A 20,562-nucleotide genomic window follows, 5' to 3' on the forward strand; every position below is an offset into this window, starting at 1 on the left:
ATTAAAGGTTACCACCACTAACGCATCTGGTATTGTAAAAACACGCCAAACACCGCTGATGACAAACCCCAATTTGCAACCTAATCAAAACCCAATAACCGGCGTGTTGCACAGCAACGAGAGCGCAAAGCAATATAACCTGCGACGCTATTATCCGCCGGCACAGCTTAACCATCTGGTTGAGCAATTTTGGTTTGTCGATTGGCAACTCCCTGACGGCCATGGGCATACACAGCAAAACCTGCCGGATCCTAATTTTCACTTAGTTATCGACAAGGGCGTGGCCAGGCTGCTTGGCCCGGTCAGCAAAGTGTATGCGTATCCTATGCACGGCACCGGCAGAATCCTGGGGGTAAAGTTTAACATTGGCGCGTTGGCCAGCTTGCTCACGGCGCCAGTCACTGAGTACGTGGATAAAGAAATTCCCGCCGCCGGATGTTTTGGGTCTAACACAGACAGGTTAGTTGCGCAGCTTGCTGACGCGCCGGATGATGAGGCAATGCTGGCAACCCTGCACCACTTTTTAAGGCCTTTTGACTCACCACCTGACCCGGCGCTGTTACACACCGCCGAAATGCTCGAATTGATAAAACATAATAGCGGGATATCAACGGTGGCGCTCTTGTCGCAATATTCCGGCTATTCGGTAAGAACCCTGCAGCGTAATTTTCAGCACTATGTAGGGCTGTCGCCCAAGTGGTTGGTCAGAAAGTATCGTCTGCACGACGCCCTGGCATCACTGGAGGACCGTCGAACCAGTATCGCCGATGTAGTGGCATTGCTGGATTACAGCGATCAGTCCCACCTTATTCGGGATTTTAAAACCATGCTGGGAGTAACGCCTGGTAGCTATACAAAAGCCTGACCAGAGGTACAAAGACTGGTGGCAAAGGCTATGCAGGTGATAACCAGGCTTTCGCGCAAAAAGTGCTATAAACAAAACAAGGCGTGTAAAATACACGCCTTGTTGAGGCTTAACAGCAGACCGGGTGCTTACTACAAGGCCTTGTTTATTCGGCCCGATTTATTCAGTCAGGCTTATTCAGCCCGGTTTATTCAGCGAGCTTGGCAACCGCGGCTGTTAGTTCGGCAATCAGTGCATCGTCTTTTGGTTTGCCCGTTTCGAGGTCAAACTTGTCGTAAAATGCCGGTACCGAAACCGTCGCTTTTACATTACCGCCAAAATACGGCGCTGAACCTTCCGCTGCGGCCAGTACTGATTTGGCACCAGTTGGGCCCGGAGAAGTTCCCAGATATACCGCAGGCTTATCTTTAAATACTGCGCGATCAATACGCGTTGCCCAGTCGAACAGGTTTTTGTATGCGGCCGGGTAGTGGCCGTTGTGCTCAGCAAACGAGATTACAAAGGCATCTGCTTCAGCGAGATCATTTAAGAACGCCTGCGCGCCTTCAGCCTGGCCAATTTCCTTTTCTTTATCTTCACTGAACATCGGTACATCGTAGTCGTTAATGTCCAGTACTTTGACTTCAGCGTCTTCAACCAGACCGGCCGTATAAGTTGCCAGTGCTTTATTGATTGATGTCGAACTTGTGCTCGCGCCATATGCAACGATTTTCATAAAATTTCCCCGTCTTTTTAAACTGGCGCCAATTATAAATAAGTCGGTTATTTGCAACCATGTGATTAAACATTGGGTTATATTCGATTTTTCAGAATGATATTCACAAACGGTTTAACATTTAGTCGCGATGAGTGGTAGCCCGCAACGGTCTGGTTGTGCTCAAGCATCCTGTGCTCGCGAATGCTATCGCTGCTTGCTTAACAGATTACCGTTAGTGTATCGTACGCAAAGTCTTCATGGATCTGCGCCTTCAGTACCCGCAGGGCTTTGCCCTCCTAGCGTTGCAGTTACGTGGAGTTTTATACTGTAACGACACAGATGGGCAATAATCTCAATGCCTGCGTCGTCATACCTTGCGACTTTTTTGATTTGTAATATAAATAAATCTTATATAAGTAAAAAGTTTCATAAATGGTACTTACGTCCTTATTACACATTTTTTGCTTTCAATTTCGCATTTGTTGCGGCATTATTGGCTTTCGACGTAATCCTTTCCTAAAAATCCAATAAAAATGGAAGATTACAAAATTGATATGTATAAGCCCTGTTTATATTTATTGGCTTGGCAATTTTGTAATAACTGGATCAAGAGCACCTTGTGGCAAACAACAGATACTTGCTTAACCGCTAAACAATAAAGCGGTTGGGTTACTTTTGCCCGTAGGAAAGGAGGACTCTCTTGAAACTCTTAGTTTTAAATGAAGCAAAACACGCTGCTGATGCCAGTTTTGTTGAGCGGCGTTGCGCTGTCACGCCCGCTACTGTGCTACGGTTAACCCGGATGGGCCTGACCGTAATGGTCGATACAGGCGCCGGTGCATTATCAGGTTATTCTGATACTGCGTATACCGATCAAGGGGCCACCATTGTCGATGTTGCCGATACGCTGCCTGCAGCAGATATTGTGCTGTACGTAAATCGACCGCTTCCCACACACCTTGAACAATTCAAACCTAACACGCTGGTGATTGGTCATATCGATCCGTTCTTTCAGCAAGAGCTGGTTGAAAACATGGCTGGAAAAGGACTGTCGACGCTGTCGGTCGAAATGATTCCGCGTTCTTCACGGGCGCAAAAAATGGATGCCTTAAGCTCCCAGGCCAGCCTGGCTGGCTATGTGATGATGATGCAGGCAGCCAATAAACTGCCCAGTATTTTACCCATGATGATGACGCCTTCCGGCACCATTAAACCGGCCAAAGTATTTATTATTGGCGCCGGGGTGGCGGGTTTGCAGGCCATCGCCACCGCAAAACGCCTGGGCGCCAGTGTGCTCGCTTATGATACCCGTCCGGTCGTGGCCGAGCAGGTCGAATCCTTGGGCGGTAAGTTTCTAAAAATCGACATTGGTGAAACCGGTCAAACCAAAGACGGCTATGCCAAAGAGCTCACCGATGAGCAAAAGGCCAGGTTACAGGACGCCCAGCGTGATGCCATTGCCGACTCGGATATTGTGATCACCACAGCCCAGTTATTTGGTCGTAAGCCGCCAGTGTTAATTTCTAAACAAACTCTGGCGTTAATGAAACCGGGCAGTGTGGTGGTCGATATGGCTGCTCAGTCTGGCGGCAATGTAGAGGGCTCGGTACCCGGTGAGGTGGTTAATGTTGAAGGGGTTACCGTAATTGGTACGGGGCACTGGAGTCAGTGTGTGGCCCGCGATGCCACCGATATGTATGCCAATAACCTGTTAAATCTTATTGACGAGTTCTTCGATACCGACAGCAAGCAGTTTGTACTCAACCTCGAAGACGAAATTTTAGCGCAGAGCGTGATTACTCACGGCGGTGAAATCACCAACAGCATGCTTAACAACGCATACACAGGAGGCTAACGCATGGAAACTATTTATCTGATTTTTATTGTTTTACTCGCCGCCTTTTTGGGATTCGAACTTATTCGTAAAGTACCGGCCACACTGCATACGCCGCTTATGTCGGGCTCTAATGCAATTTCCGGCGTAACGCTGGTGGGCGCACTTGTGGCCTCTGGTGCCGATAACGACGTGCTAACAACGGTGCTGGGTACGGCAGCTGTCGCGCTGGCCAGTATCAACGTGGTAGGCGGGTATATGGTGACCGATCGTATGCTCGGTATGTTTAAGAAAAAAGGTAAGTAAGGAGACTATGCGATGAGTTCTAATGCATTGATCATTAATCTTGCCTATGTACTGGCAACCACGTTATTTGTTGTTGGCTTAAAGCTGTTAAGCCATCCCTCATCGGCACGTAAAGGCAATCTGGTCTCTGCCGTGGGTATGTTTATCGCCGTCGTGGTGACACTCATTGACCAGCAGATCATCAGTTATCACTGGATACTTCTGGGGTTTGTCCTGGGCGGTGCCTACGGTGCCTGGAAAGCCAAAACTGTCGAAATGACTCAGATGCCAGAGATGGTATCGCTGTTTAATGGCTTTGGTGGTGCTGCCTCCTTAATCCTGGGCTGGGCGACGGTATCGGGCATGAGTACTATCGCGCTGGCAACCACCGAAGAGCTGCTGTTTGTGACCGTCTTCTTAACCATTCTTATTGGCGGCATTACCTTCTCAGGCTCGTTGATTGCCTGGGGTAAACTGTCAGGTAAGTTATCTTCTAAGGCGTTTATTTTTACCGGCCTGCGTGAGCTGAGTATTGTTCATATTGTGGCATTCTTTGTAGTGGGCTATTTGTTTGCCACCGATCCGGCTAACCCGCTGTGGTTGTATGTGTCGATTGCGCTGGCACTCAGCTTTGGTATTTGGGCGACCATTTCCATTGGTGGTGCGGATATGCCGGTGGTTATTGCGCTGCTAAACTCATATTCCGGTGTGGCAGCCTGTGCGGCAGGCCTGGCGGTGAGCAATACTATTTTGATTGTGACCGGGTTACTGGTCGGGGCGTCAGGGCTGATTCTGACTAATATTATGTGTAAGGCCATGAATCGCTCGTTAATGAACGTTCTGCTGTCGGGTTTTGCAAAACCGGTGGAAATGGGTGAAGCCATCCAGGGCGAAGTCAAAATCATGTCGGCGCAGGATGCTTTCTATGTGCTTGAGGCGGCTCAGTCAGTGCTGGTGGTACCCGGCTATGGTATGGCTGTTGCTCAGGCGCAACATGCGGTGCGTGAAATGCAGTCGCTACTGGAAGAAAACAATTGTACGGTAGAGTATGCCATTCATCCGGTAGCCGGACGCATGCCCGGTCACATGAACGTGTTGCTCGCTGAAGCCGATGTACCTTACGATCAGTTATGCGAAATGGATGATGTGAATCCGCGTATGGAGAACTACGATGTGGTCATTGTTATCGGTGCCAATGACGTAGTGAACCCGGCCGCAAAAGAAATGAAAGGCAGCCCTATCTACGGCATGCCGGTGATCGAAGTCTATCGGGCCAAAACCGTCTTTGTGCTCAAACGTTCGGCCAATGCAGGCTTTGCTGGTGTAGATAATCCACTGTTTTTCAAAGATAATACTCGCATGGTGCTGGGCGACGCCAAAGAAACCATTAACAGTATTATTCGTGAATTTGGCGACGATTAACGGCGCTTACTGCAGGCCTGTGCACTGGCATGGTGTGCAGGCTATTGCGCCATTAGCAATGTTGCCTGTACGGCCTTCTGCCAGCGTACAAGCTGAGTTTCACGATCGCTGTTAGCGGTAGGTGTGAAGGTTTTTTGGCAGGGGGTAGCGGTAGCTAAGTCGTTTAAGCCGGCAATGTCACCGGCTTGCATCGCGGCAAGCAGCGCAGCGCCAAGCGCTGTGGTTTCCATGATGTGAGGCCGCACTACAGGTACATTCAGGGTATCGGCTAAAAACTGGCAAAACCACTCGTTGGCTACCATGCCGCCATCTACTTTCAACCCCGTGGGCGTAACCCCCGACTGACTCATCGCAGTGAGTAAATCATGGGTTTGAAAACATACCGATTCCAGGGTTGCCCGCACAATATCGTCGGCGCTGGTGGCACGGGTAATACCATAAATGGCGCCCCGGGCGTCGGGCTGCCAGTGCGGCGCGCCCAGGCCGGTAAAGGCCGGTACCACCACCAAACCGTGCTCATTACCCACCTGACTGGCAATGGCTTCGCTATCTGCCGCTTTGGCTATCAGGCCAAGTCCGTCACGCAGCCATTGCACGGCGGCGCCAGCCACAAAAATGGCGCCCTCAATGGCATAGTGTGTTTGCCCATGCAAGCGGTAAGCTATGGTAGTTAGTAATCCCGACTGACTCACAGGACAATCCGCTCCGGTGTTCACCAGGGCAAAGCAGCCGGTCCCGTAAGTGGCTTTTACGTTCCCCGGCTGTACGCAGCCCTGACCTATCATGGCAGCCTGTTGGTCGCCTGCAACACCGCTTATGGGTAGGCTTTCCGGTAATATATCCGGCGCGGTCATGCCAAAATCGGCTGCGCAGTCTTTTACCTCCGGCAGCATGGCGGGCGGAATGCCAAACAATGCCAGCAGGGCGTTATCCCAGCAATTTTCACCAATATTGTACAGGCTGGTGCGACTGGCGTTGGTGACATCGGTGGCATGGACCTCTCCGCCTGTGAGCCGCCAGATTAGCCAGCTGTCAACGGTACCAAACAGTAATTTTTCGTTCTGGGCAAGGGCGTTCGCACCGTCAACGTTATCGAGGATCCAGCGTAATTTACTGGCTGAAAAGTAGGGATCTAAACGTAAGCCGGTTTTTTGCTGAACCATGTCTTCATGGGCAGACAGGCTGCGACAGTACTGACTGGTGCGCCGGTCCTGCCATACAATGGCGTTATAAACCGGTTTGCCGCTGTCGCGGTGCCACACCAGTGTGGTCTCGCGCTGATTAACAATGCCAATATGGGTAACCTGTAATCCCTGTTGACGGGCGGCCGCCAACGCCTCGCGAGTCACTGCCAGCACCGACTGCCAGAGCTCTTCAGGATCCTGCTCTACCCAACCATTGCGGGGGTAATATTGGGCAAACTCCTGCTGCGCTGTGTAAGCCATCTCAAACTCAGCGGTAAATACAATGGCTCTGGACGACGTTGTGCCCTGATCAATAGCCAGGTATGCGCGATTGCTGTTGGTTTTGCTGGTCATGGTATTGCCTGTACTACTTATTAACTCTCGCCTAAGTGTAATCGTTAAGGTTGATAATGCTACTCAATCAGCCCGTTGCAACCGCTGCTTTACCGGTGAGTGTTAACGCGCCGGCACGCTCGCCGGCATTAGCAGGTTTGCATCACATCGCTAACATCAGCACACCGGCTGCAATCATAAACAGATTTTCTGACAACGAGACGAAACCTAAGGGCACATTACTGTCGCCACCCACGCAGGCACAGGTTAGTTCGCGTTTGTCCACGTAGACCGCTTTAAACACCGAAACAGCACCCACCGAGCCTATCAGTAACGAAACCGGTGCCACCCACCATGCTGGCAGCTGGGCAATCATGGCGATACCCACATAAGCTTCCAGAAACGGGTACAGGTATCCGTAACGCAGCCAGCGCATGGCCAGTAAATCGTAGGTAATAAATGACTGGGTAAAGCTATAGAGATCTTTGAGTTTTTGCACTGCCAGCAGTGTCATCGACACCGCAATAAACAGTAGCAGCGAGCGCATCGACAATAATGACTCTCCGGCGCCGAACAGCCAGCCGAGGGTCATCAGTGCGGCAACCGCAAAAATAGCGATCACCGGCGTGTAAGTGGTGCCCGTTTGCCCGGCTTCACCTTTACCAAAGTATTCTCTGAGATCGTCATAACCGCCGATACGCTCATCATCAATAAAGGTTTGTGGAGTGGTTTCAACGTTATGCTGTTGTTTAAACTTATCCTTTTCCTGGCGGTCGCTAAGATGATGATCCTCAACCTTATACCCTTTGCGCTCCAACAAATCCTTGGAACGCAGCCCAAACGGGCAGATGTGTTCAGGGGTGACCATTCGATACAGCACAGCTGTTCTACTCATTGTGTAGCTCCCAAATTTGCCAAAAATCTCAGCTAGCGAAGCGGATAACCATGCTCAACGCTTAAGAGCAAGAACGTGTAATATGTTCACAATATCAGGATACATGTTGCACGGTCTGTTGGTTATAGCGTCGTTAACTGCTCGATATGCTTTAATAACAGGGAGTGTCGCAAGAATTGTTCCGTTGTGAGAAAAGAGCATGGCGCGGTAAATTAAATTACCCTGTTAATCGCTACTCCAGCCAGTTGAGTTTTTCCAGCGGGTAACCAAGATACCATTTGGTTCGTTCCAGCACAGGGCGAATGTCGAGGCGGCGAATGCCCAGCTCCGGGCGGCTGCTGAGTTCATCACAGGTGGCTTTTAGCGTGGCCAGATCAGGAAAACAGGTAAACGAGATATAGTCTATGTCGCCGCTAATCCGCAAACAATCCATAAATTCCGGAATGGCTTGAATGGCGTTCTCAAAGGCCGACTTGTGGGGTTCCGTGTTGCTGTGCAGATAAATTTCGACGTAAGCAAGAACGTGCTGGCAAATCCTGTCCAGATCCATTTCGGTATGAAAATTAAAAAAGTAGCCCGCTTCCTGCAGCGCTTTTTTGCGCTGAAAGCACGCGCTTGGCGATAAGCCTACGCGCTCAGCCAGTTCCTGGTTCGACAAGTCCGCTTCCTTGTGTACCGTCGCCAGTATTTTTTTATTGTATTCGTCCAGTTTGAGAGTGCGTTTCGCCACGGTTTGCGCCTGCTAAAAAGATTATTTTGTTTTGGACTCTACTAAAAAATCCAGTTTTTGCAATGACATCAACTACGCGAAGATATTTTGTGAGGCATTGCGTAGACTATTCAGCAAATTCTTCTACGGGCAAGGCATTGGAACAACCATACGCTACCGATACATCCCCGGTCGACGGGCACCATAAAGTTAACTGGCCGCGGGTTGCTGCGGTGTCGGCAATGGTCAGCTTTTCGATTCCGACATTTGTTACCGGTATTGAGTTATTCGCAGCGCTGTCCTGGCAACAGGGACTAATAGCGATGGTGATTGGCGCGCTGCTGCTCACGGTCATTGGCGGGATCATGGGCGATATTGGCGCCGCGACCGGTAAAAACTCTTATCTGCTGGTGCAGCAAACATTTGGTAAGCAAGGCGCCGCCGTGCTCAATGTATTATTCGCGCTGTCGCTGGTAGGTTGGTTTGGGGTTAATCTCGACTTGTTTTCAGCGTCGGTATTGCGCGTTGCAGCAAGCTCTGCACTGCCGGTGCCATCAGCAACAGTCGTAGAAGGCATTGCCGGTGTATGCATGATTATGACGACCGTGGTTGGCTTTAAAATGATCAACCGGCTGTCGGTATTATTGGTGCCGGTGATGATGTGTTTTGCCGCCTGGATGGGGTGGATGTCGCTTCAGGAGACAGCCGCGCCAGCAAGTTTACCGCTTACCGACATCGCAACCACGTACACCATTTCTGATGGGGTGAATATGATTGTCGGTGTGATCATCATTGGCGCGATTATTTTACCGGACATTACCCGTTTCAGCCGCCAGCGACGGGGCGGAATATATACCGCCTTCTGGTCGTATCTGGTGGCGCAGTCGCTGGTATTGCTGATTGCCGCCAATGCAGCTGATAGTTTTCATAGTCATGACATTATCGAGATTATCATGGCCTTAGGGTTAGGCAGCGCCGCCCTGCTTATTGTGGTTGCCGGAAGTTGGGTACTTAATTCGCTCAATTTGTACAGTGCTGAGCTGGCTATCAGCGCTAATTTACCCACCCAGGGGAATCGCTGGGTCACGCTGGCGTTGGGTGTACTGGGGATGCTGGCGGCGTTTGGCAATATTCTGGATTATTTTATTACTTTTCTGGCGGTATTAACGGCGTTGTTTATTCCTGTGGCAGGCATTATCGCGCTCGATATTCACTGGTTGAATCGCCGCGATGACGCTGCCAGTAAGCCTGTGCCGGGGTCGCTTAACAAGGGCGCGGCCTGCGCCTGGGCCGCCGGCGCCATCGTGGCGATTTGTGATCAGTTAACCACGCTGCCCTCGCTCACCACTATTTCGGCGATTGATGCGATGTTGCTGTCGGCGTTGGTCTATGGGCTATGGGGAAAGATTTCGCAACCGGGCAACAGGGGGTAACACGTGCGAATTGGAATTGATGTTGGCGGCACGCACACCGACGCCGTCTTACTCAGCGATAACACCGTGTTGGCGTCGATTAAAACCCTCACCACGGCAGATGTCACCGGCGGGGTGTTTAACGCATTAGGATCATTACTGACACAAAGCGGTTATGCCGCGGCTGATATCGACACCCTGATGATTGGCACGACTCAGTTTACCAATGCGGTGGTTGAGCGTAAGTTTCTTGCACCGGTTGGCATTATCCGCCTTGCGCTGCCAAGTGGTAAAGGGTGCCCGCCACTGACCGACTGGCCTGCTGATTTAGCCGGTGCAGTGGGTGGAAATGTGTATGTTTGTCATGGCGGGTTTCTTTACGATGGTAACCCGCTTGCGCCGGTGAACAGCGCCGAAATTGACAAGGTTATTGCCGATATCAATCAACGGGGTATTCGCTGTGTGGCGATATCATCGCCTTTTTCCACTATGAACCCCGGCCCGGAAGAATGGGTCAGAGAGCGGGTGCTTAAGGCTATCCCGGATGTGCGGGTCACGCTGTCGCATCAGTTAGGCAGCCTCGGCTTACTAGAGCGGGAAAATTCCGCCATCCTCAATGCGTCGTTACTGCCGTTTGCTGACACCGTGGTGAGCGCTCTTCAACAAGCACTCCGCCAGCATAATTTTAACTGCCCGGTATATATCAGCCAGAATGACGGCACGTTAATGAGCACCCGCTTTGTGCGCCAGTTTCCGGCCCTTACCTTTGCCTCCGGGCCGACCAATTCGTTACGCGGCGCCTATAAACTTACCGATACTACAGACGCCATTGTCGTGGATATTGGCGGTACTACCTCCGACATCGGGGTGTTGCAGCGCGGTTTTCCCCGCGAGTCTGGCAGTGTCGTTGATGTAGGCGGCGTACGAACCAATTTCAGGATGCCCGACATCCGCGCCGTAGGCCTCGGCGGTGGCAGTCTGGTAAGTGCTGACGGGTCAACGGTTGGGCCGCAATCCTGCGGCCGTGAACTGGTCACTGAAGCGCTGGTATTTGGCGGTAACACGTTAACCGTTACCGATATTGCGGTGGCCAGTGGGGCGGTCAGCCTTGGCGATCCGACCAGGCTGGCCAATGTACCCAGGGCCACCGTTAACAATGCCGCGGCGCGCATTCAACAACTGCTCAATAGCAATATTGAAATGATGAAACCAAACGCCAAGCCGGTACCGGTGATTCTGGTGGGCGGTGGCGCGGTTATCATCAAGGGTGATTTACCCGCGGCGTCAGTCACACTGCGCCCGGAACATGCCGGTGTGGCCAATGCTATTGGTGCCGCCATTGCTCAGGTTGGCGGCGAGTCCGAATCGTTACAATCATACCGCAGCCAGTCTCGGGAGGCCGCCATCGAACAGGTTAAACAGGCTGCTATCAGCCGTGCTGTGGCGGCCGGCGCTCAGCCTGACACCCTGCGAGTGGTGGATATTGAAGAAACCGACGTCCCCTATATGGATGATGGTATCACCCGGGTACGGGTAAAAGTTGTGGGGGAGCTGGGGTCGCCCGGTAACCCGCTAACAGGAGAGCGGTAATATGAATTCCCTGACAGTCGATGATCTCGAAGCGCTGAGTCTTGGAGCGGTGTTTTTGGCAACCGGAGGCGGTGGCGATCCTTATTTGCCCATGTTGCTGGCCCGCCAGGCGCTGCAAGAATATGGACCGGTAACATTGTTACCGGTAGAGGCTCTGGATGATAACGCCCATATTGTGGCTCTGGGCGCGGTTGGGGCTCCGACAGTGAGTCTTGAGTTGTTACCCTCGGTCGACGAGGCCAGCGAAACGCTACGCGAGTACGAAACCCAAACCGGCCACAAGGTCGATGCTGTCGCGGCCTTTGAAGTGGGAGGCGGTAACTCGCTGTTGCCGATAATGGCTGCGGTAGGGCGTGGTTTGCCGGTCATTGATGGTGACGGCATGGGCCGGGCGTTACCCGAAGCGCAAATGATGACATTTGCTATTGCAGGCGCCAAGCCCACTCCGGCAGTCGCCCGTGATTATGCGGGGAATACGGCGAGCTTCAGCACCTCTGATACGCATACCTATGAGCGCCATATCCGGGCCTTTGCAATGGCCGCCGGAGGTATGATCACTGCCGCAGAGCATCCTATGCGGGGCGCCTTTATAAAGCAGGCAATTATACCGGGTACTATTAGTTTTGCCGTGCAACTCGGACAGTTACTCATGCGCCACCGCGGGCCGGTAGAGCAGATCGTGGCGCCGCTTGAGCAGCTTTTTGCCGATTCAGTGTATGGTGTATGCCGACTGCTTTTTACCGGCAAAGTGGTAGATAAAAGCACCAAAATCGTCGGCGGCTACGATGTAGGGACGGCGCTGATTGATGCTTTCGACAGTACGGAAGCGTCGCTGGAAGTGGCCATTAAAAATGAATATCTGCTGGCACGTCAGCAACACAAGATACTGGCCAGTGTGCCGGATCTCATTATCATCGTTGACTATGATACGTCGCAACCGATCAATGCGGAGCGCCTGAAATTTGGTCAGCGAGTGGGTGTGATGGCGGTGGGTTGCCCGGCTTTTTATCATTGTGATGCCGCGCTGGAAGTTGTTTCGCCGCGCGCCTTCGGCTTTGATCTTGATTATCAGCCGCTGACTTAACAGCCAGGCTCAGGCAAAATCGAATTCGAAATCGTAGTAGTGCTTGCCCTTGATATTTTGAATTTGCATATTGCCATACAAGCCCGCCAGCTCACCCGTTGCCGAATCGGGGACCACGATTATGGTAAGTTTTTGCTTGCCTTTACTCATAGTGCCCATGTGCTGCAACGAAAATGTGCCTTGCTTGTCTTGCAACCGCCCGCGAAATACCTCAAAGGCGACGTAGCTTGCAGAGCCTTTAACGGCAGTACGTTTGCTTAGCATCTGGCCATTTGCAGTGCCGGCCAGCTCACCGCTAAACGATTTGTTAATTAACATGCGGCCCATATCTAGCTCATCCTGCTGTGGGGTTAATTCAACGATAAATTCACCTAACACTCGTTGCATTCCCTGTTACTCCTTTACAATGACTTAACAAATAGCCGAACCCTATCGGATTTTTTATGAAAGTCATGGGTCTGTGTTGATCAATGGTACGGCCAGTTGCGAAATTTAGTCAATGAATTTTTGTCTGATTCGCAATGTGCGTGGCTTACCGATACACTAATCCAGTCGGGTACTTGATGCGTAAAATGTCATAGCGTTAACACCAAAGCCCGTTATAATACGCGCCAAATCATGTCGTGGCAGCATTGCCACTCGAAGGTTGGCTCAAATAATTGCAAAAGGTACTACATACAATGGTTGGAACGTCAGGGAACTGGTCGATAGAAGAAGCCGAACGCATTTATGGCGTTTCCCGGTGGGGAGGTGGTTATTTTCACATTGGCGAAAACGGCAATATTAAAATAACGCCAAACCCGTCAGATCCCTCAGTGCAGATTGATTTCAAAGCGGTTATCGAGGAAATTCATGAGGAAGGCGTACAACTGCCAGTAGTGGTGCGTTTTCACGATATTTTACGCTCGCAGGTTGCCAACCTGAATACCCACTTTCGAAATACCATTAGCGAAGCGGAATACCAGGGTGAGTACCATGGTGTTTATCCGGTTAAGGTTAACCAGATGCGTGAAGTGGTTGAAGAAGTGGTTGATGCCGGTGCGCCATTTAATTATGGCCTCGAAGCGGGCTCGAAGGCCGAGTTACTGACCGTTCTGGCGTTGAACAACAACGAAGACTCCCTGACGGTACTGAATGGTTATAAAGACGAAGAATTTATGCGCTTGGCGCTGCTAGGCCGTAAGTTGGGTCGTCGTATGGTGGTGGTGGTTGAGAAGTACTCTGAACTGTTACTGCTGGTAAGAATAGCCAAGGAACTCAAGATTGATCCAATCATTGGCGTGCGGGCGAAAATGACCGTAAAAGGGCGTGGCAAATGGGAAAGCTCGGGCGGCGACCGTGCCAAGTTTGGATTGAGTTTTGCCGAAATTATAAATACTGCGCGCTATCTGAAAGAGCATGATATGGCGCACTGCTTTAAGCTGTTGCACTTTCATATCGGCAGCCAGCTGACAGACATTCGCTCCGTGAAAGAAGCGATTTCCGAAGGTGGCCGAATTTATGCTGAGCTGCATAAAATGGGCTTCCCGCTGGACTATGTTGATGTGGGCGGTGGCCTGGGTATTGATTACGACGGTACCGCCTCCACCAGTGAATCATCGCGCAATTACAGCATGCAGGAATATGTTTCTGATGTAGTCTACGGCATGAAAGAAATGTGCGATCTTGAAGGGGTTCCGCACCCTAATCTGGTCAGTGAAAGTGGCCGTGCTATTACTGCACATCATAGCTGTGTGATCACCGAAATCATGGGCGAAATTAAGTCAAACAGCGCCGCAATCGACACTGGTCCGAAGGATGGTGAGCACTATTTCGTTAAGAATATGCGCGAAATGATCAGTAATTTTGATCAACAAACCAACATGCAGGAATTGTATAACGATGCCTCCCAATACAAGGAACAGGCGCTGGATGCGTTTAAATTAAGCGTACTGTCGCTTGAGGAACTGGCGAAAATCGAAACCATGTATTGGGAAATCATGACGCGGCTGCAGGCTTATTATGCCCAGGCCGAATATGTGCCCGAAGAATTACAGGAGCTGGATTTTAATCTGTCTTCGCAATACTTGTGCAACTTCTCGGTATTTCAGTCGGCCGCTGACACCTGGGCGATTGATCAGTTATTACCGGTAGTGCCGATTTCACGTTTGCATGAGCGCCCCGAAATTAACTGCTCACTGGTAGATATTACCTGCGACAGCGACGGCAAGATTGATCAGTTTTCAGTAGGGCGTGAAATTACCGACGTGTTACCTATGCACCGCCTTAAGGCGAATGAACCCTACTATATCGGGCTGTTTCTTACCGGTGCTTACCAGGACGTGATGGGCGATATGCACAACTTGTTTGGTCGTCTCAATGAAGTGCATATTTTTAGCTACGATGACGATCCACAAGACTTTTACATAGAAGAAGTCGTAAAGGGCTCATCAGTAGAGGACGTCCTCAGTATTATGCAATACAACCCGAAAGCCATGGCCTACGACATGAAGCGTCTGATCGACAAGCAAGTGTCGGCCGGCGTTATCAAGCCCCGTGAAGGTGTACGCTGGACCGATTTTTACGAAGATTGCTTAAGTGGTTACACGTATTTGAAGACAGCCAAATAACTTATTTACCCAGGCTCTCGTGTCGGGCCTGGTTAAAGTAAGCTTTCCAAAAGTCGGCAGTTGTGGTGTTAATGAGATTAGATTCTGCATTCATCAGCATCACATAGCCGGCTTTGTGTTTAGGCGAGAAGGACACATCGGCACGGTAGCCTTTTACCCAGCCGCCGTGGTAGTTAAGTACTTCGCCAGCATAGTCATACACCCGCCATCCGAGTCCGTAGTGCGCATCTTTCAGATCTTCTCGCCAGCCACGCCGGTAGACTTCCCGGCTGGTGCGAACCCGTGGCGTGGTGACCGCTTCAACCACATCTTCCGGTACCACGGTAGGAAACTCCAGCAACATAGCTTGCAGCCAGCGGGTCATATCGTTAATGCTGGCATTCACTCCTGCTGCGGGGGCAAAGCGATAATAATTACTTTCTACCGGCCCTTCCTGCCAGCGATTGCGGGCAATGGCAATATGCGGCCTCGCCCAACTTTCTGAGGCCAGCAGGCCGCCTTTACCCGCACTGGCTGTTTGCATACCCAGGGGGGTGAGGATCTGCTCTTGTAACTGGCGATGATATGAGGTGTTACGACTCACAAAATACTCTTCAATGGCGCCGAACAAGGCATTTTGATAGGTATAACATTCGCCGGGTGCGCACAGCGGCTGTAAGCCAGCCAACTGACTTAATACACGCTTGAGAGGGTAGTTTGCTTCGATAAGGTTGTCATAGGCATTTGGCATAAAGCCACTGGACTGGCCGAGAATATGGCCAAGGGCAAGATCAGGATTCAGGGTGCCATTTTCGCCCAGGGTATCGCTCAACTCGGTAACCGGTGTATTCCAGTGCAATTGCTGCTGACGCACGAGTTTGGCCATAAGCACCGAAGTAAAGGTTTTTGAGACCGACGCTAAACGAAACACGGTATCTTCGGTGATCGGCTCACCGCCGCGGTGAGTTTTGCCATACACGTAGATAACCGGCGACTTACCCTGTTGGTAAAAGACCATCGCGTAGCCCGGAATATTATACTTTTCGGCTTGTTGTTGGACCTCGGCGGCGTAGTCGGCGAACCATTGCTCGGTAGCGATCACGTCGCGACTTGCAGCGCAACCGAGCAAAAACAACAATGCGACCAGCACATACTGGCGCAGCGAATAAAAATCTGGCAAACGACACTCCCAGGTAACAACACTATAAAGGGATAGAAATAATCAAATCTGTGGCTATTATGCGGTGGCAAGGCGATGCAATCAACTTCACAGACAAAGCGTTAGACGCTTAAAATTAAATAGAGTTCCGATTTCTTCGTATGATAACGCACGAAGCGCGATAGAATAGCACGTTCATTGGTTAAGATGGGATAACGCATGATTAGCGCAACGCAGTCTCAACAATATGCCCGCGCGCGTTTGTCGCGGGATCCGCGCTTTGATGGTTGCTTTTACGTGGCGGTGAGGACGACCGGGATATTTTGCCGGCCAATCTGCCCAGCACGTTTGCCCGCAGAAGCCAATGTTACCTACTATCACTATGCGCAGCAGGCAATTGAACAGGGTTTTCGGCCCTGTCTGCGCTGCCGGCCCGATAGCGCGCCGGGTTCGTTTGCCTGGCAGGGGGTCAATACCACAGTTCAACGCGCCCTTAAGCTACTCAGCAACGAACTGGCAACCCCCATTGCAACAATTGCGACGCGGCTGGGTATCTCCGAACGCTATTTAAACAAGTTGATCAGCGCCGAAGTGGGTGTGTCGCCAAAACGTTTTCAGTTACATAGCCGCTTGTTGTTTGCCAAGCGCTTGTTACAACAAACCAGTATGCCGGTTACCGATATTGCGGTGGCGGCCGGTTTTAGCTCCGAACGGGGGTTACAGAGCCATTTACATACTCAGTTTCGATTAACGCCAACCCAGTTACGGGGGAAACACAATGCTGTTAAAGAGAGTGCAGTTAAAGAGAGCGCTGTTGAAGCCAGCGCGGTTGGGAGCACCGTTATGCAAGTAGTGTTAGCCGCTAAACAGCCCTATAACTGGCCGCAGGTGCGCGATTTTTTGCGGGTCAGAGCGCTGTCAGGGGTTGAGCAGGTCACCGACAGCGCTTATCACCGCCAGTTTTTAATCGATGATAAGCCAGGCGAAGTGGTTGCAACCTATGACGCCGCCAAAGGTGGCTTTATGGTGCGTCTGCTAGTGGCCCACGCCGCGCATATCCAACCCATTCTGACAACGCTGCGCCGGGTGCTGGATGTTGATACCGACCCTGCGCTTGTCAGTGAGGCATTATTGAGCTGTGGTCTGCGTCCTGCGCAAGTAACGCCGGGGCTACGCTTGCCCGGCGTGTGGAGTGTATTTGAAGCTGGCTGTCGGGCAATTGTGGGTCAGCAAGTGAGCGTCGGTGCGGCCATTACCCAACTGCAGCGCATTACCGATACGCTGGGCCTGCCTACGCGAACCGGCAAAGTGTTTCCCAGTGCCGAAGCCGTCGCCGACAATCCACTGGATATGTTAAAAATGCCGGGGGCGCGCAAACAGGCGCTGGTGCGTTTTGCCCAGGCTTGTGTAGCGCGTGACGCAGGTGAACTCACCGACGATGAAATACTGGCAATAAAAGGTATTGGCCCCTGGACATTAGAATACATTAGAATGCGCGGTCGCAGCGATCCGGACCGCTTTTTAAGCAGCGATCTGATTGCCAAACGGCAAGCCGCAAAGTTAGCCATCGATGCCCAAAAAGCGGCGCCCTGGCGCAGTTATTTAACCCTGCAGCTATGGCTGCTGGCCGGTCAGCAACAGGAGGATGCATGAGTCAGGCGTTAAGTTACCTGGAAAGTCCCTGTGGTGTTATTGCCATAGCCGGTGATGACTACGGCCTCACCAGCGTTGCCTTTGTGGAGGACGCTACCCTGCCCGAAAATCCGTCGTTAGTGACGCAGCAATGCTGCAGTCAGTTAGCGGCGTATTTCGCCGGTACATTAAAGGTGTTTAACCTCCCGCTTAATCCTGCGGGAACCGCTTTTCAGCAGCGCGTTTGGCGCCAGCTAAGCGCCATTGAATACGGCCAGACAACCAGTTATGGCACCGTTGCAACGCGGCTTGGGCAGCCTACCGCCTCGCGCGCAGTAGGTATGGCCAACGGTAAAAACCCGTTGGCCATTATTGTGCCCTGTCACCGCGTAATAGGCAGTAACGGTACCCTTACCGGTTACGCTGGCGGACTAACGCGAAAACGTTTTTTATTATCTTTAGAAGGAGCCTTGTAAGTGACATCCCGCGAACTTAGCGCGTTAATTTTGCTGGGCGCCATTTGGGGCGCATCCTTTATGTTTATGCGCGTGGCGGCCCCCGAATTTGGCGTAGTGCCACTGGTAGTATTACGCACCTCACTGGCTGCTCTGGTGTTTGTGCCGTTTTTGCTGGCCCGTGGCGGGGCTCGGCAGATGCTGTCGTTGTGGCGTCCGTTGTGCGTACTCGGCGCTATAAACACCGCCATTCCTTTTGCCCTGTTTAATTTTGCCAGTTTGCATTTACAGGCGGCGGTATTGGCTATCTTAAATGCCACGGCCCCCATGTTTGCAGCCTTCGTGGCGTTTATCTGGCTGAAAGACCGGCTACATGTCAGTGCCGTATGGGGACTGATCATTGGTTTTGGCGGCGTAGTACTGATAAGTCTGGACAAAACAGTCGGGAATCAAATTAGTATCGCGCCGGTGCTCGCGGTGATTGCTGCGGCATGTTGTTATGGCTGGGGCGCCTGCATCATGAAAAAATGGCTGACCGGAGCCAGGCCGGTGGCGGTTGCTGCAGGCAGTCAGTTATGGGCCTCATTGTTACTGGCACCGGTTGCGTTAGCCCAGTTGCCGCCGCAGTGGCCCTCTTCGCTGGCCTGGGTTAATGCCCTGGCGCTGGCGATTGGCGGAACCGGTCTGGCCTATTTATTGTATTTTTATCTTATTGGCTCTGCCGGACCGGCCAAGGCTGTGATGGTGGGGTATTTAGTACCGTTGTTTGGGATTATATGGGGTGTTTTGCTGCTCGATGAAGTGCCCAGCCTATGGGACTTCGCCGGTGGCGGGCTGATCCTGCTGGGCATTACTCTGACCTCGGGTATTGCCCAGCGTATGGTTGTTTTGGTAAAGCGTCGGCTAGTCGTCGATTAACTGCACGCGGACCAGATTTCTACCATCACGTTGAGCCTGGTACAGGGCATCCTCCGCGTGCGCGCTTATTTCATTTAACGGGCGTTTGGAAGCCGAAAATGACACGCCAAAACTGGCTGTTAAGTGCATTTCCGGGTATTCACCGGGCGGTGGTAATATTGCCACACCATGGCGTAACCGGTGGGCGAGTTCCTGCGCTTCGCGGGGACCCATATCCGGCAGTAAAATAACAAACTCGCCACTGCTCCAGCGACCCAGCACATCAATGTCACGCATATGTGCAGTGATAAACTCAGAAACTTTCTCCATGACCTGGTCGCCGGCATTGCGGCCGAACTGATCATTAATATCCATGAAGTGATCGACATCCACCATGATCACGCTCAACGATGAATAGTTTTCTATCAGCGTCTGATAACTGACTTCAATCTGATTGCGATCCGGCAGCCGGTGTGTGTTACGGATAATAAGCTCAGGCTTTAGATCGCGTCTGAAGTAATACAGCAAATTGTAAATAAGTAAAAATAGCGAAAAGATCACCAACAGCAGAGTGACAACGCTAATAATAAAGCCCTGTGATATTTCGGTTTGACGGGCGTCGAGCGGGCTGAGTAAATAGACCGTCCAATTAAACTGCGGAAGCTCCACCTCAGCGATCAGATGGTCACCGCCATCTATATTCACTAACAGGTTATTGAGTGAATTGTTAGCGCGCACATCTCTGGGCAAACTGGCATACCAGGGCAATTCTGACAGGTTGGTGAATTCAGAATATTTAGGAATGAGGTTACTGTCAGACGACAACATAATATCGCCGTTACCGTCTACAAACAAAAAGTCGTAGCCATATTGTCGTTTGTAGGAGCCGAATACGGAGACAAAGCTTTTGAGGCTCTTGCCAACGCCAAAAAAGCCTAAAAATTTGCCGTCGTCATCGTATATTTTTATATCGATATAAAAGTGCGGTTTTTCCCACTTACCAATATCAGCAACGGTATCAGCCTCGCCGTCGCGGTATTTAAAATACCAGGAAACCTCACCTTTAATTAAGCTGAACTTGGAGCCATCGGAATGGTACTGCGTGCGCGTGAGTTCGCTGGCGATAAAAAACGACAGGCCAAACTCTTGCTCAAGTCTTTTTAGCGTTGCGAAAATGTTACTTTCGGGGACAGCGTCGTTCTCCATGAGCGCGACAAGCTCGCGAGATTTGCTCAGCGCCTCTGAGATATGCAATGGCTCAAGTATTTGCGTGACAATTAACGATACTGCCGGTGACAATGACTGCTGTTGTGCTCTGCTCTGTTCGGCAACGATTTTTGAAATACTGAAATGTACTAACGTGACGATAGCAATTACCACAACCGCAAAAAGTAACAAAATACTACGGTGTAAAGTCCTGAATGCATTCACTTGCTTTGCTTTGCTCCATGGTTAAGAAATAACCTGTAGATCGCAATCATACAACTTGCGGTGTTTTTTCGCTACCATTGAAGGGCAATG

Annotated in this window: 18 protein-coding genes; 11 read left to right on the forward strand and 7 right to left on the reverse strand. The window is 51.2% G+C overall.

Features of this window, described 5'->3' with window-relative positions; translation table 11 throughout:
- Positions 1 to 58: 58 nt before the first annotated feature.
- Positions 59 to 865: an AraC family transcriptional regulator gene (locus tag OIK42_RS01750; protein WP_273637850.1), complete on the forward strand. Its 807-nt coding sequence runs from the start codon at positions 59 to 61 to the stop codon at positions 863 to 865.
- Between the two features lie 187 nt (positions 866 to 1,052).
- Here OIK42_RS01750 and OIK42_RS01755 read toward each other — a convergent pair whose 3' ends face one another.
- The gene (locus OIK42_RS01755; RefSeq protein WP_273637852.1) at positions 1,053 to 1,580 is read right to left on the reverse strand and encodes an NADPH-dependent FMN reductase; all 528 of its coding nucleotides are present in this window, start codon (positions 1,578 to 1,580) and stop codon (positions 1,053 to 1,055) included.
- Positions 1,581 to 2,262: 682 nt separating this feature from the next.
- Between OIK42_RS01755 and OIK42_RS01760 the strand changes: the two genes are divergently transcribed.
- From OIK42_RS01760 to OIK42_RS01770, 3 genes are read left to right on the forward strand one after another with little or no spacing between them, the layout of a single operon-like run.
- The gene (locus OIK42_RS01760) at positions 2,263 to 3,417 is read left to right on the forward strand and encodes an NAD(P) transhydrogenase subunit alpha (RefSeq protein ID WP_273637854.1); all 1,155 of its coding nucleotides are present in this window, start codon (positions 2,263 to 2,265) and stop codon (positions 3,415 to 3,417) included.
- Positions 3,418 to 3,420: 3 nt separating this feature from the next.
- Positions 3,421 to 3,702 carry an NAD(P) transhydrogenase subunit alpha part 2 gene (locus tag OIK42_RS01765; RefSeq protein WP_273637856.1) on the forward strand — a complete coding sequence of 94 codons (282 nt, stop codon included), beginning with the start codon at positions 3,421 to 3,423 and terminating at the stop codon, positions 3,700 to 3,702.
- 12 nt (positions 3,703 to 3,714) lie between these two features.
- Positions 3,715 to 5,103, forward strand: coding sequence for an NAD(P)(+) transhydrogenase (Re/Si-specific) subunit beta (locus tag OIK42_RS01770; RefSeq protein ID WP_273637857.1), 1,389 nt, complete (start codon positions 3,715 to 3,717; stop codon positions 5,101 to 5,103).
- Positions 5,104 to 5,144: 41 nt separating this feature from the next.
- On the opposite strand, the gene glpK is transcribed toward OIK42_RS01770, so the two are convergent.
- From glpK to OIK42_RS01785, 3 genes are all read right to left on the reverse strand, one after another.
- Positions 5,145 to 6,641 (reverse strand): glycerol kinase GlpK, encoded by a 1,497-nt coding sequence (gene glpK, locus OIK42_RS01775; protein WP_273637858.1) that lies wholly within the window; start codon positions 6,639 to 6,641, stop codon positions 5,145 to 5,147.
- Between the two features lie 142 nt (positions 6,642 to 6,783).
- On the reverse strand, positions 6,784 to 7,515 hold the full coding sequence (locus OIK42_RS01780; RefSeq protein ID WP_273637859.1) for a MauE/DoxX family redox-associated membrane protein: 732 nt from the start codon (positions 7,513 to 7,515) through the stop codon (positions 6,784 to 6,786).
- A gap of 232 nt (positions 7,516 to 7,747) precedes the next feature.
- On the reverse strand, positions 7,748 to 8,245 hold the full coding sequence (locus OIK42_RS01785) for an Lrp/AsnC family transcriptional regulator (protein ID WP_273637861.1): 498 nt from the start codon (positions 8,243 to 8,245) through the stop codon (positions 7,748 to 7,750).
- A gap of 137 nt (positions 8,246 to 8,382) precedes the next feature.
- Here OIK42_RS01785 and OIK42_RS01790 point away from each other — a divergent pair, with 137 nt between their 5' ends.
- From OIK42_RS01790 to OIK42_RS01800, 3 genes are read left to right on the forward strand one after another with little or no spacing between them, the layout of a single operon-like run.
- On the forward strand, positions 8,383 to 9,657 hold the full coding sequence (locus tag OIK42_RS01790; RefSeq protein WP_273637864.1) for a purine-cytosine permease family protein: 1,275 nt from the start codon (positions 8,383 to 8,385) through the stop codon (positions 9,655 to 9,657).
- Between the two features lie 3 nt (positions 9,658 to 9,660).
- Complete coding sequence (locus OIK42_RS01795; RefSeq protein WP_273637866.1) at positions 9,661 to 11,226, forward strand: hydantoinase/oxoprolinase N-terminal domain-containing protein; 1,566 nt, start codon at positions 9,661 to 9,663, stop codon at positions 11,224 to 11,226.
- A gap of 1 nt (position 11,227) precedes the next feature.
- The gene (locus tag OIK42_RS01800) at positions 11,228 to 12,310 is read left to right on the forward strand and encodes an S-methyl thiohydantoin desulfurase family protein (protein ID WP_273637868.1); all 1,083 of its coding nucleotides are present in this window, start codon (positions 11,228 to 11,230) and stop codon (positions 12,308 to 12,310) included.
- Between the two features lie 9 nt (positions 12,311 to 12,319).
- Here the strand turns inward: OIK42_RS01800 and OIK42_RS01805 are convergent, their stop codons facing one another.
- Complete coding sequence (locus OIK42_RS01805) at positions 12,320 to 12,697, reverse strand: DUF3224 domain-containing protein (protein ID WP_273637870.1); 378 nt, start codon at positions 12,695 to 12,697, stop codon at positions 12,320 to 12,322.
- A 293-nt stretch (positions 12,698 to 12,990) separates the two neighbouring features.
- Between OIK42_RS01805 and speA the strand changes: the two genes are divergently transcribed.
- A complete protein-coding gene (speA, locus tag OIK42_RS01810) occupies positions 12,991 to 14,919 on the forward strand; it encodes a biosynthetic arginine decarboxylase (RefSeq protein WP_273637871.1) in 1,929 nt (642 codons plus the stop codon).
- A gap of 1 nt (position 14,920) precedes the next feature.
- Here speA and OIK42_RS01815 read toward each other — a convergent pair whose 3' ends face one another.
- Positions 14,921 to 16,078, reverse strand: a complete 1,158-nt coding sequence (locus OIK42_RS01815; protein WP_374211835.1) for a serine hydrolase domain-containing protein — start codon at positions 16,076 to 16,078, stop codon at positions 14,921 to 14,923.
- Positions 16,079 to 16,276: 198 nt separating this feature from the next.
- Here OIK42_RS01815 and OIK42_RS01820 point away from each other — a divergent pair, with 198 nt between their 5' ends.
- The 3 genes from OIK42_RS01820 to OIK42_RS01830 are packed head-to-tail and all read left to right on the forward strand — an operon-like array spanning position 16,277 to position 19,062.
- Positions 16,277 to 17,710 (forward strand): DNA-3-methyladenine glycosylase 2 family protein, encoded by a 1,434-nt coding sequence (locus OIK42_RS01820; protein WP_273637872.1) that lies wholly within the window; start codon positions 16,277 to 16,279, stop codon positions 17,708 to 17,710.
- Positions 17,707 to 18,165: a methylated-DNA--[protein]-cysteine S-methyltransferase gene (locus OIK42_RS01825; RefSeq protein WP_273637874.1), complete on the forward strand. Its 459-nt coding sequence runs from the start codon at positions 17,707 to 17,709 to the stop codon at positions 18,163 to 18,165. Before OIK42_RS01820 ends, OIK42_RS01825 begins: the two co-directional genes overlap by 4 nt.
- A complete protein-coding gene (locus tag OIK42_RS01830; protein ID WP_273637876.1) occupies positions 18,166 to 19,062 on the forward strand; it encodes a DMT family transporter in 897 nt (298 codons plus the stop codon).
- Here the strand turns inward: OIK42_RS01830 and OIK42_RS01835 are convergent.
- Complete coding sequence (locus OIK42_RS01835; protein WP_273637877.1) at positions 19,048 to 20,472, reverse strand: sensor domain-containing diguanylate cyclase; 1,425 nt, start codon at positions 20,470 to 20,472, stop codon at positions 19,048 to 19,050. The genes OIK42_RS01830 and OIK42_RS01835 overlap by 15 nt on opposite strands.
- Between the last annotated feature and the right edge of the window lie 90 nt (positions 20,473 to 20,562).

It is taken from the genome of Alteromonas gilva (assembly GCF_028595265.1).
Taxonomy (GTDB): domain Bacteria; phylum Pseudomonadota; class Gammaproteobacteria; order Enterobacterales; family Alteromonadaceae; genus Alteromonas; species Alteromonas gilva.